General features: G+C 65.1%; 13 protein-coding genes and 1 pseudogene. 11 read left to right on the forward strand and 3 right to left on the reverse strand.

The window, feature by feature from the left end; translation table 11 throughout:
* The coding region (locus RZ1_RS30930) for a hypothetical protein (protein ID WP_218020454.1) at window positions 1–194 on the forward strand (194 nt) is incomplete at its 5' end.
* Window positions 195–314: 120 nt separating this feature from the next.
* Here the strand turns inward: RZ1_RS30930 and RZ1_RS10920 are convergent.
* Entirely contained in the window at window positions 315–1,175 is an 861-nt protein-coding gene (locus RZ1_RS10920) for a haloalkane dehalogenase (protein WP_072811756.1), read from the reverse strand.
* Window positions 1,176–1,319: 144 nt separating this feature from the next.
* Between RZ1_RS10920 and RZ1_RS10925 the strand changes: the two genes are divergently transcribed.
* The 4 genes from RZ1_RS10925 to RZ1_RS10940 all read left to right on the forward strand — a co-directional run bounded on the left by RZ1_RS10925 (window position 1,320) and on the right by RZ1_RS10940 (window position 4,943).
* The gene (locus RZ1_RS10925; protein ID WP_218020455.1) at window positions 1,320–1,946 is read left to right on the forward strand and encodes a TetR/AcrR family transcriptional regulator; all 627 of its coding nucleotides are present in this window, start codon (window positions 1,320–1,322) and stop codon (window positions 1,944–1,946) included.
* A gap of 447 nt (window positions 1,947–2,393) precedes the next feature.
* Complete coding sequence (locus tag RZ1_RS10930; protein WP_072811760.1) at window positions 2,394–3,272, forward strand: crotonase/enoyl-CoA hydratase family protein; 879 nt, start codon at window positions 2,394–2,396, stop codon at window positions 3,270–3,272.
* Between the two features lie 142 nt (window positions 3,273–3,414).
* Window positions 3,415–4,170 (forward strand): SDR family oxidoreductase, encoded by a 756-nt coding sequence (locus tag RZ1_RS10935; RefSeq protein WP_072811762.1) that lies wholly within the window; start codon window positions 3,415–3,417, stop codon window positions 4,168–4,170.
* A gap of 2 nt (window positions 4,171–4,172) precedes the next feature.
* Complete coding sequence (locus RZ1_RS10940) at window positions 4,173–4,943, forward strand: SDR family oxidoreductase (protein WP_072812040.1); 771 nt, start codon at window positions 4,173–4,175, stop codon at window positions 4,941–4,943.
* Window positions 4,944–4,961: 18 nt separating this feature from the next.
* Here the strand turns inward: RZ1_RS10940 and RZ1_RS10945 are convergent, their stop codons facing one another.
* Complete coding sequence (locus RZ1_RS10945) at window positions 4,962–5,552, reverse strand: TetR/AcrR family transcriptional regulator (protein ID WP_072811764.1); 591 nt, start codon at window positions 5,550–5,552, stop codon at window positions 4,962–4,964.
* A gap of 120 nt (window positions 5,553–5,672) precedes the next feature.
* On the opposite strand from RZ1_RS10945, the gene RZ1_RS10950 reads away from it, so the two are divergent.
* The 5 genes and pseudogenes from RZ1_RS10950 to RZ1_RS10970 all read left to right on the forward strand — a co-directional run bounded on the left by RZ1_RS10950 (window position 5,673) and on the right by RZ1_RS10970 (window position 9,581).
* Window positions 5,673–7,316, forward strand: coding sequence for a class I adenylate-forming enzyme family protein (locus RZ1_RS10950; RefSeq protein WP_174565191.1), 1,644 nt, complete (start codon window positions 5,673–5,675; stop codon window positions 7,314–7,316).
* 124 nt (window positions 7,317–7,440) lie between these two features.
* A pseudogene (locus tag RZ1_RS10955) lies at window positions 7,441–8,005 on the forward strand (acyl-CoA dehydrogenase family protein); the annotation flags it as partial.
* A 217-nt stretch (window positions 8,006–8,222) separates the two neighbouring features.
* Entirely contained in the window at window positions 8,223–8,468 is a 246-nt protein-coding gene (locus RZ1_RS31835) for an acyl-CoA dehydrogenase family protein (protein ID WP_072811766.1), read from the forward strand.
* Window positions 8,458–8,619, forward strand: coding sequence for a hypothetical protein (locus RZ1_RS29965; RefSeq protein ID WP_238071936.1), 162 nt, complete (start codon window positions 8,458–8,460; stop codon window positions 8,617–8,619). The genes RZ1_RS31835 and RZ1_RS29965 overlap by 11 nt, the downstream gene beginning before the upstream one ends.
* Window positions 8,620–8,876: 257 nt before the next feature.
* The gene (locus tag RZ1_RS10970) at window positions 8,877–9,581 is read left to right on the forward strand and encodes a DUF899 domain-containing protein (RefSeq protein ID WP_072811769.1); all 705 of its coding nucleotides are present in this window, start codon (window positions 8,877–8,879) and stop codon (window positions 9,579–9,581) included.
* A gap of 57 nt (window positions 9,582–9,638) precedes the next feature.
* On the opposite strand, the gene RZ1_RS10975 is transcribed toward RZ1_RS10970, so the two are convergent.
* Entirely contained in the window at window positions 9,639–10,190 is a 552-nt protein-coding gene (locus RZ1_RS10975) for a dihydrofolate reductase family protein (RefSeq protein ID WP_072811771.1), read from the reverse strand.
* Between the two features lie 328 nt (window positions 10,191–10,518).
* Between RZ1_RS10975 and RZ1_RS10980 the strand changes: the two genes are divergently transcribed.
* On the forward strand, window positions 10,519–11,622 hold the full coding sequence (locus RZ1_RS10980) for a carboxylate-amine ligase (RefSeq protein ID WP_072811773.1): 1,104 nt from the start codon (window positions 10,519–10,521) through the stop codon (window positions 11,620–11,622).
* The last annotated feature ends 44 nt before the right edge of the window (window positions 11,623–11,666 follow it).

Below are 11,666 nucleotides of genomic sequence, written 5' to 3' on the forward strand. Positions count from 1 at the left end.
CTAGCGCGAGCTGTACCTCAGTCCTGTATGCCGCCATCGGCATCACCATCGGTTCGGTCGCTCCTTGGGCACTGCAGCCGGAACATCAGGGCAGGTGCACTCTCCTCGACGACGTCGGCGACACCCCATTCACGAACTGTAAGCCTGGACGCAGCCTCGCCTACTGCACGAAATTCGAAGCCTGCCGGGTGTGATTTCGAGCTACCGCGAGGTGTGATTGCCAACCGGTCAACCATTCCGGTCCCGGTGCAGCCTTGAGCGGACCGCCATTGGTGAACACCCTTCCACCATCCTCCATCCCTCAGTCCGTCCTCTCATGGAAACCGACGGGCGATGGCCGAGACGATCTCGTCCGGCGCGTACTCCTGGACGAAGTGCCCAGCACGGGGCAGCTCGACGACGTCGAGATCGGCAAATGCCGCACGTATCCGCGGGATACACGTTCCCGGACGAAAAACGATGTCCCGCATCCCCCATACTGCCAGCGCCGGCTTGTGCCCCAGCAGAGCAGGTACGTCCCGGGCGAGGCGGTCCAACAGCGGGCGGGCGGCGCGAATTTCCCTGGGCATGACCGCAAGCCCGCGCCGCGATCTCTCCGTCGGTTGCACCTGGCGGTAGTGGTCGGCCTCCGCCTCGGTGAGCGTGCCGCCCAGTTCCCCGAGCAGAAATCGCTCCACCAGCAGGTTCTGCCCGAGTATGCGTCTTTGCATAGGACCGCTGCTCATGATTGCGCTGAATGCCCGATTGGCCAGCGGCTCGATCGGCCAGAACACCGTGTTGCCCAGCACGATCCCTCTGACTCGGCCTGCCCGTTCGGCCGCCGCGCTCAGTCCGATAGGCCCGCCCCAGTCGTGCCCCATCACGACGAAGCCATCCAATTGCAGGTGGTCGATCAGTTCGCCCAGCACCGTCGAGTGCTCGGCGATCCTGTAGTCGAAACTCTCCGGCCGTTCGGACAGCCCGAAGCCCAGATGGTCCACCGCGATGCACCGATACCGGTCACGCAGACCCGCCACGATGTGGCGGTAGAGGAAACTCCACGTCGGTGAACCGTGGCAGAACAGAATCGGCGGTCCGAATCCCTCATCGACGTAGTGAACCCGACCCGCAGAAGAGTCGAACCATCGCGACTCGAACGGATACAAGGTCTCGTCGGGAACGAAATCGATCATCATCGGGCGCCCTCCCCTTCCGGACCATCTCTTCGTGCCGCTCGACGAGAACGGGGTAGATCCACCGATTCCAGCCCCTCCCCGACCACAGCTCCGCTACATCTGTAGCGTCACTGGATTTTAGGCTACACCTGTAGCATGGGAAATGTGTCCACACGAGTGTCCGGTGGCGATGAACGCCGAGAGCTGGTCGCGAACAGCGCCATTCGCATTATTTCCCGCGATGGCCTTCGCGCGCTCACGCATCGGGCGGTCGATCAGGAGGCCGGAATCCCGCAGGGATCGACGTCCCACCACGCGCGAACCCGCCTCGCACTACTCGAACTCGTAGTCGACACACTTGGCGAACGCGCGATTGCGGATGCCGAACGTGCCGCAGACGTGCTGAGCGCATCGCCTCAGGGCGAACGCTGCCTGAGCATCGCCGAACTTGCCGGCATCATCGCCGCGCTCGTCGAGAGACTCGCGGAACGCCGGGACGACATGAAGGCCCGCTACGCACTCATCCTCGAACTCGATGACGCCCCCTTGCTGCAGCGGAAACTGACGACACAGTCCGAAGTCCACGCGATCACCCGAGAGGTGACCTCGTCCCTCCTCACGGGCGCGGGCCTTTCCAATTCCGACGAACGGATCGAGGAGTTGATCTCGCTCACGGATTCCCTCGTCTTCACGAGAACGGTCATCCGCGTGGCCACTCCCTTGGAGTCCATCCTCGCCGCCTACCTGCGAGGTGTCGTCCGGCTTCCGGCCGGCTCGACCGACAAGTCGTGAGGTCCGACGCCATATCGGGTCCACCGCCGTGTGATCAGGGCCTCCGAGAAGTGTGATCGCCGACCGGTCGCAAGGTCCAATCCTCATGCAGTCCAGCACGAACCGCCAGAAGTGAACATTCCCGCCCAGGGTGTTCACCCCTTCCTGCGCGCTGTTCACCCATTGGAACCAACGCCGAGGTCGATGCGCATGCAGGCGGTTCTGCTTCAGGTCCGCGAACACACTCTCGATCCCGACCCGGCGGCGATACGCCGCCTTTCACGCGGGAGTGATACGCCGCGACAGGATCTGACCAGCGCTGGGAGACCACCGCCGAGCAGGTCCTGCCCGGCCGAGATTATCCAGTACCCCCGGGGCACTTAATTGACAGTCCGGACGGACTGTGAAATCCTCGTTGTACGAGATTGCCGGCCGGCCGCGTCGTCGGCACTGGAAAGAAGGCTCCCCATGGCTTTGAGCACGAACACCATTGCGTACGAGGTGCGGGACCACCGTGCCTACATCACCCTCAACCGGCCCGAGCGGCTCAATGCACTGACTGCGGAAATGGGCCGCGAGATCCGTGGAGCGGTCGAAGAAGCGAATGACGACGACTCGGTGCGGGTCATCATTGTGCAGGGCGCCGGGCGCGCGTTCAGCGCTGGTTACGATCTCAAGCTCTACGCCGAAGGCGGAGAGGACCTCCAACCTCCGGTCTGGGATCCGATCAAGGACTTCAAGATGATGAAGGCCAACACGGACAACTTCTTCTCCCTGTGGACCTCAGCGAAACCGACCATCGCCAAGATCCGCGGCTACGCCGTAGCAGGTGGTAGCGACATCGCCCTCTCCTGCGACCTGCTCGTGATGGCCGACGACGCCAAGATCGGATACATGCCCGCCCGGATCTGGGGCTGTCCCACCACCGCGATGTGGGTGTACCGCCTCGGCGCCACCCGCGCCAAGCGGATGCTGCTGACCGGCGACACCATCGACGGCAAGAAGGCGCTCGAATGGGGGCTGGCGATCGATACCGTTCCCGACGACCAGCTCGACGCCACGGTCGAGGAGCTTGCCGACCGCATCGTCGGCGTGCCGATCAATCAGCTCGTCATGCAGAAGATGATGATCAACCAGGCGTACGACAACATGGGCCTGCAGAGCACCCAGACTATCGCCACCCTCTTCGACGGCATCACCCGACATTCCCCCGAAGGTCGCTGGTTCGTCGACTTCGCTCAGAAACACGGCTTCGACGCCGCGGTCAAGTGGCGCGACCAGGGCCGGTTCATTCCCGACGGCGGCGGCGACCTGCCCGACGAGGCTGACATCGCGAGCCTCGGGTAGCCGAGAACAAGTCCTGAACCCCACTGCACCATGCACGTCCCGCTCGGGCGGAGGACTTCTCTCCGCCCGAGCGGCGTTTCCGAGACAAACACACGAGTCCGATTGCCCGACATCACATCTGACAACAACCGGGAGAGACACAATGCTATCTCTGAACGGAACCGTCGCCATCGTCACCGGCGCCAGCCGCGGCATCGGCCTCGGCATCGCGCAACACCTCGTCGACAGCGGCGCCCGCGTCTGCCTGACCGCCCGCAAGGAAGACGACCTCCGCGCCGCGGCCGACGAGCTCGGTGGTCCCGAACGCGCCATCTACGTCGCGGGCAACAGCAGCGACCCGGCCCATCAGGACGAGACGATCGAAAAGGTCACCGCTGCTTTCGGTCCCGTGGACCTCCTGGTCAACAACACCGGAATCAACCCCGTGTACGGGCCGATGATCGAACTCGACCTCGATGCCGCACGCAAGGTGATCGAGGTCAACTGCCTGGCCACACTGTCGTGGACGCAGAAGGTCGTCGCCGCCGGCATGGGTGAACGCGGCGGGTCGATCGTCAACATCAGCAGTACCTCGGCGCTGCGTCCTGAGTCCGGCATCGGCCTCTACGGGGCCAGCAAGGCGATGCTCAGCCACATGACGATGCAGCTCGCAGTCGAGCTCGCCCCGAGAATCCGGGTCAACGCCATCGCCCCTGCCGTGGTCAAGACCCGCTTCGCCGCCGCCCTCTACGAGGGACGGGAAGAGCAGGTGTCGGCGGCCTACCCGATGCAGCGGCTGGGCGTTCCCGACGACATCGGAGGCGCCGCCGCCTTCCTCGCGTCGAGTGAATCCGCCTGGATGACCGGCCAGACCGTTGTTGTCGACGGCGGGTTGACTCTGACGTTTGCGGGAGCGTGATCATGAGCCTTCACGACAAGGGTGTCGTCGTCACCGGCGGCGGCAATGGAATCGGCCGTGCCCTGGCAGTGCGCGCGGCAGCCGACGGAGCACGTGTGGTCGTCAACGACATCGACGCCGACGCCGCCGTCGCCGTCGCCCGTGAGGTCGGGGGCATCGCACTGCCGGCCGACCTCGCCACCGAGAACGGCGCCACCCAGCTCGTCGAGACCGCGATCGAAGCACTCGGCGGGATCGATGTCTTCTTCGGTAACGCCGGGATCGACTCCGGTGCAGGCGAACACGTCGATGATCGCACCTGGGAGAAGGCGATCGACGTCAACCTGATGGCTCATGTCCGCGCCTCGCGGGCATTGGTCCCGCACTGGCTCGAACGCGGGTCGGGGCACTTCGTCGTTACCGCCAGCGCCGCGGGGTTGCTGACGATGATCGGCAACGCCCCTTATTCGGTCACCAAGCACGCCACGGTGGCCTTCGCCGAGTGGCTGTCCATCGAGCACGGAAACCGCGGTGTCCGTGTGCAGGTCGTCTGCCCGCAAGGGGTCAACACCCGGATGCTTCGCTCGTCCGGGGCCGTTCAGGAACTGCTCAGCCATGACGACGCACTCGAACCCGCCGACGTCGCCGACACGATCGTCGCGGCAATGGACGACGGACAGTTCCTCATCCTCCCGCACCCCGAGGTCGCCGGCTACTACGCGGCGCGAGCGGCCGACACCGACCGGTGGCTAGCGGGCATGCGCCGCTTGCACGAACGGACCTTCACCCGATGAGCACACACCGAGACCCGGTCAGAACTGGACGGGGGTGATCATCTTCTCGATCCAGAGATCGATGACCTCGTCGGCCAGCGTCTCGTCTCGGCGCATGATCCTCGTCATCTCCAGGCCGCGCATCATCGCAACCAGCGACTCGAACGTGATACGGGCAGTCTCCGGATCGTCGAAATCAGCAGCCTTGTAGAAGATATCTCGCATCGCCCTGCCGAGCTTGCGCTCCGCAGGGCGCAGGGCCTCGAGCAACTCGGGATCGGTGCGGGCAGCGGTCCACAGCTCCATTGCAGCCTGGAACGGCGGACCGGTCTGCGAGTGAGCAATCGCCTGGATGACTCGCCGCAGCGCGTCCGGTTGATCGTCGACTTCCACAGCGAGGTCGCGAATGCTCTCGAGCCGCTTGTCGGCGATGTGGTGGATGGCAGCGACGAACAGCTCTGCCTTCGAACCGAAATGATGCAGAAGGGCACCACGAGACACCCCGACTCGCTCCTGGACGCGCTGTGTCGTCGTGCCCGCGTAGCCGTACTCGACAAGGCACATCATCGCCGCATCGAGCAAGTTCTCTCGCGTTCGCTCGCGCTGCGCTTTGCGCGTCCCTGTAGCCATGCCAGAACTGTATCGTTACCGCCCGACGGTCTTATTGACAGTCAGGACGGTCTGTGAAATTGTGGCCGAAACATCCGGCCGAGACTCCTCGGATCCCTCGCACAGCAAGAGGTAGAGCTCATGACTGCGGATAACGAAATCTCCCCCACGTTGGACTCGTCGTACTGGCCAGCGGACACCGACGCGCCCATCCTGGACATCAGCATCGGCGACCTGCTCCGTGCCGTCGCCTCAGCGGTTCCCGACCGAGTGGCACTCATCTCGGTCTCTCCCGACGAACCCAATCGGCAATGGACTTACCGGGACCTGCTCGAGGATGCCGAACGAGCAGCGCACTGGCTTCTCGAACGATTCGAGCCGGGAGACCACATCACGGTCTGGTCGCCCAACCTGGCGGAATGGGTCGTCCTACAGCACGGCGCAGCAATGGCCGGCCTGGTCCTGGTCACCGCAAATCCGAGTTTGCGTGGAGCCGAACTGAAATACGTGCTCGAACAGTCCGGTTCTGTGGGTATCGCGTTTGCCGACGAATTCCGCGGCACCGACATGCGCGCACTGCTCACCGATGTCCTGTCCGACGTCCCCGCCGTCCGCGAGCACATCGCCTTCGCCGACTGGCTCGAGCAGGTCCGCGCGATCGACATCCACTCTCGATCACTTCCGCAGGTAGCTCCTGATTCGCCGGCGCAACTCCAGTACACCTCCGGCACAACCGGTTTCCCGAAGGGCGCCAAGCTCAGTCATCGCGCAATGGTCACCAACGCGAGCTATGTGCAGCGTCGTGCCCTGTCGAGCGATGGCGTGATCGCGGTCTCTGCGATGCCTCTGTTCCACACCGCCGGCAGCGGCTTGGCGTGCCTGGGAACGCTCACCCAACGCGGCACCCTGGTCCTGTGCGTCGTGTTCGACCCGGAACTGGTCCTGCGCTCGATCCAGGACTGGGGGGCCAGCCGCTACCTCGGTGTCCCGGCCATGCTGCGCGCCATCCTCGATCATCCCCGCTTCGACCACTACGACCTGTCGAGCCTCGAGGTCCTGCAATCCGGCGGCGACACCGTCCCACCTGGACTGGTCAACGAGTGCGAATCCCGATTCGTCGTCAAGTTCACCACCGTCTACGGTCAGACCGAGCTGAGCCCGATCATCGCCCAGACCAGCCCGGACGACTCCACCGAGGACAAGTACACCACCGTGGGCCGGCCCCTGTGGAACGTCGAAGTCGCCATCCGCGACGCGATCGACGGCACCATCGTCGATGTCGGGGACATCGGCGAGATCTGTGCTCGTGGCTACCAGACGATGCTCGGCTACCACAACATGCCCGACCAGACCCGCGCCACCATCGACCCCGACGGCTGGCTGCACACCGGCGACCTCGGCTCGATCGACGAGCGCGGCTTCATCCGGATGACCGGTCGCCTCAAGGACATGATCATCCGCGGCGGAGAGAACATCTATCCCCGCGAAGTCGAAGCAATACTGGTCCAGCACCCTGCCGTCCTGACCGCCACCGTCCTCGGCATCCCTGACGAGCGATGGGGTGAATCAGTCGCGGCAGTGGTCACACTCGACGATGACCGCACGGTCACCGGAACCGAGCTGCACGACTTCGTCCGAGCCCACCTCGCTCCCCACAAGGCCCCGAAGGCCTGGTATCGCGCCGGTCAGCTGCCCGCCAACGCCATGGGCAAACTGCAGAAGTTCAGGATCCGTGAGCAGATCCAGGCCGGCGAGCTGGAGCCGCTACCCGACAACGAAGCGTAGCGGCGCGTTCGATACAGGCCTGGCCACGTCGAAAGCACGAGCCCACCTCGAAATCCCCACAGAGGCCACCTCCGCACACCACGTACACATCGCCACCAGTACCAACCCTGCAGGAGAAGCCCTCATGTCCCTGTTCGACATCTCCGAACCCGCCAGGCAGTTGCAGAAGGAACTGCTGGACTTCATGGCCTCGCACGTCTACCCGGCCGAGGCCGTGTACGAGGCGCAGATGCGGGAGGCCGGCGATCCGCACTTTCATCCGCCTGCACTGGAGGAGCTCGAGGCCGAGGCGAAGAAGCGAGGGCTGTGGAACCTCTTCCACCCCACCCCGGTACCGGCGCCGGACTGACCAACCTCGAGTACGCTCCGCTCGCAGAGATCATGGGCAGTAGCCACCTTGCCTCCGAGGCGTGCAACTGCAATGCACCCGACACCGGAAACATGGAGGTGCTCGAGCTCTTCGGAACCGGCGAGCACAAGGAGAAGTACCTGAAGCCGCTGCTCGACGGAACCATGGCGCCCGCGTTCGCAATGACGAACCCGCCGTAGCCAGCTCCGACGCCACGAACGTCGAGCTATCCATGGTCAAGGACGGTGACGATAATATCCTCAACGGCCGTAAGTGGTTCGCGTCCAACGCTCTTCACCGGAACTGCAAGGTGATGATCGTGATGGGCAAGACCGAACCGGTGCGGATACGGACGGAGCCACCCTCACGGGGAGGGTGACCTCGGTCTTCGCAGCGGACTGCGCCGACATCCTGGTCGTGCCCGCGACGGTAGCCGGGGAACCCGCTCTCACGCTCGTCGACGGCCGCGACGCAGGGGTCCGAGTCACCGCCGTCACCAGCATGGACATCACCCGCCCGGTCGCGACCGTCGACTTCGAATCTGCCCTCGACACCGCGTGTTCCTACCTGAAACGCGCCACCAATTCGGTCGGCCCATCGGCTCCTACCAGGCCCTGCACAACCGGGCCACCCAGATGTGGATCGCGGCGACACAGGCCAGGGCGACGTCCCGGTACGCCGCCGCGATCCTCGCCAGCGACGGCCCCGATGCCGGGGTTGCCGCCTCGCTCGCCAAGGCAAACTACCCGGTTCGGCGAGCAAGTCGCCGCCGTCATCCGAGTTCGTCACGGTATGTCGGTTGATTCCGCCGCCCTGGTCGCCCACTGCCGCACCCAGCTCGCCGGATACAAGCTGCCGCGGAAGATCGTCGCAGTCGACGAGGTACGACGCTCCCCCAGCGGAAGACCCGACTACCGCTGGGCTCGTGAAGTCCTGGCAGCAGTCCGCAACTGACATTTGCCTGTGGCCCCCGGATCGCGACGCCATGTTCGTCAACGCTCTCCGCGAATGTGCACAGCTGCTGCCCTTGTATCCGCGCGGCCACCAGTCATCCGCCGGCGCGATCGTCACAGCGTGTAACTGCCGGCCGAGCGGATCCGTCTTCCTACAGGGTCGACGCTGAGGGGCACCGGCAGACAAGAACGCGATGACTTTCGGGTCCGTATCCGGTCGGTACCGGAGAACAGATCCATTCGACTCCGGGAGAAACCATGACCCAGCAGACCACCAGTGCCCTACCCCCGATCGTCGATCAGCAGACCTGGCGGGCAGCACTCGACGACTTGCGGAGACGGGAGAAGGCCGCCACCCGTGAACTCGACGCCATCGCGGCACAGCGCCGCAGGCTTCCGATGGTCGAACTGCCCGACTACACACTGATCGGACCGGACGGCCCGATCCGGCTCGTCGATGTGTTCCAGGGCCGCTCGCAGCTCATCGTCTACCACCACATGTGGTCCGACGGCGCGGAGTGGCAGTGCGGCGGCTGCACCGGCCTCACGTCGCAGTGGACTCGGCTGGGCATCCTCGACAACTACGACGCCCGCATGGTCATCGTCACCAACGGGCCCATCGAAGAAGCCCAGGCCTACAAGACCAAGGTCGGCAACAGGATGGACTGGTACTCGTCCTCGGAGAGCTCGTTCGGCGCCGACGTCGACGCGCCGCCCGGCGGCGGCTTCGCAGTCAATGTGTTCCTCCGCGACGGCGACAAGGTCTACCGCACCTGGCACACCACCGGCCGCGGCACCGAACAGCTCAGCTACACCTTCGCCCTGATCGACATCCTTCCGTGGGGCCGCCAGGAGGAATGGCAGGACTCACCCGAGGGGTGGCCGAAATCGCCCACCTACTCCAAGTGGCTCGACTCCCCCGATGTGGCACGGCTCTACGGCCCGACCACAGACGCCCGGTAGGGACCGTCGAATGAGCGTCTATTGCGTGTGAGCGTGGGTCGTTGCGGGTGAACGATCTCACTCGGCGAGGTAGCGCAGCATCACCACGGTGGCGAAGTGCCTCGTCTCGACCAATCGGAGCGTCAGACGCTTGTCCGATGTCGGGAACATCGGTGTGCCGCCGCCGAGCAGTACGGGTGAGATGAACAGCTGGTACTCGTCGATGAGACCGTGTGGGATCAGCGAGGCCGCGAGGTTTGCGCCACCGACCTCCATGACGCCATCACCTGCGGCCTTGAGCTTGCGGACCTCCTCGACCGCGTTGTCACTGACCAGGCGGCTGTTCCAGTGGACCTCGGTAAGTGTCCGGGAGAAGACGACCTTGGGCTTCTGCGTCCAGAGCTCGGCGAACTCGCGTTCGATGGGCGACGCGGTGTCGGGGATGTGCGGCCAGTACTCCGCCATCAGTTCGTAGAGTCGGCGGCCGTGCAGGGCGATCTCGAGCTGGCGGTATCTGTCGTTGTGGAACTGGTGCAGTTCCTCGTCGGGGTCGGTCCAGTCGATGTTGCCGTCGCGGTCGTTGATGTAGCCGTCGAGGGACACGCCGTAGCCGTAGATCAGTTTCCTCATGACCGGATAGACCGCCGGCGCGCCCCGAACTCATCGGTTCGGGTTTCTCAGCGTGACGACGGGTGGAACTGCACGTCCGAAAGTCGGCGATACACCGCGAGTGCGTGGTGGACATCGGCTCGCCGCGCGGAGCCGTGTGATCGAGAGATGTCGCTCGGGGTGACTACAAGTCAGCTCCCCTCCGTTCCGCTTCCCGCTCGGGGTCGGGGCATGAGTGAACACGCCCCTCTCTCCCCGTTCGGTCAACCTCGGTTCCGTCCCGGGTCGGTGTCGTACGTGACAGCCTGGAGGCAGCGGCCGGGGACCCCGGCCGGGGCAGGAGCCGACGATGACCTCATCCCCATCCCGCGCTGCTGAACTCGGCCCGACGATCGGGGTAGAGGAAGAATTCGTTCTTGCAGATCCGGACACAGGGACGCCCTGGCTCGACAATGCCACCGTTGTGGCGGCCGGGCAGGAACTCGGCGTCGACCTGCAACTGGAGTTGTCCCGATGCCAGATCGAAACCGCCACACCGGTGTGCGCGAGCATCGCACAGTTGCGGACGCAGCTGCGGCGGATGAGATCCGGTGCCGCCGCGGCCGCCGCGCGCGCGGGCGCGGCTCTGCTGGCCACCGCAGTACCGCCGGTCGGCCCGCCACCGCGCCTGATCACCGATCTGACTCGCTATACCAGCCTGGTCGATCACTTCGGACTGCTCGGCGAGCAGGTCATCTGTGGCTGCCACGTCCACGTCGCCATTCCCGATCGGGAGGCCGGTGTGCGGATCAGCAATCATCTGCGGCCCTGGTTGCCGGCGTTGCTGGCGCTGTCGGCGAACTCCCCTATCGCCGCCGGACGTGACACCGGATACGCCAGCTGGCGTCACGTGCTGTGGTCGCGATGGCCCAACGCCGGGCCGCCGCCCTATTTCGAGTCCGCGCAGCACTACGACGCGGTGGTCGCGGCCATGCTCGACCAGGAGGCCATCCTCGATACGGCGATGCTCTACTGGGACGTGCGGTTGTCGGCGCATCTGCCCACCATCGAGATCCGCATCGGCGACACCCAAGCCACCCTGGACGAGACGGTCCTGCTGGCCACCTTGGTGCGCGGGCTGGTGATCACCGCCCTCGATCCCGCGCGACGAGAACGGCAGGTCCTGCATGTGGAGCCGGAGGTTCTGCGGACCGCGTACTGGCGAGCCGCGCGCGACGGCGTCACCGGGCACGCGATCGACACCGCCTCCGGTCGCCTCGTGCCTTCTGCGCATCCGATTGCCCGACTTCTCGACCATGTTCGCCCTGCCCTCGAACGCACCGGCGACTATCCGCCCACCCGGGAGGCCATCCATCAGGTCCTGGCCTGCGGGAACGGCGCCGCGCGCCAACGAGCGACCTTCGAATCCGGCACCACCGCCGACCTCGTCCGGCTGGTGACCTGCGCACCCTGACCAACGTGAGCGGCCACGTTCTGTGTGGATTCGTGTTCGCCTGG

The sequence above is a fragment of the Rhodococcus zopfii NBRC 100606 = JCM 9919 genome, from assembly GCF_001895025.1.
Taxonomy (GTDB): domain Bacteria; phylum Actinomycetota; class Actinomycetes; order Mycobacteriales; family Mycobacteriaceae; genus Rhodococcus; species Rhodococcus zopfii.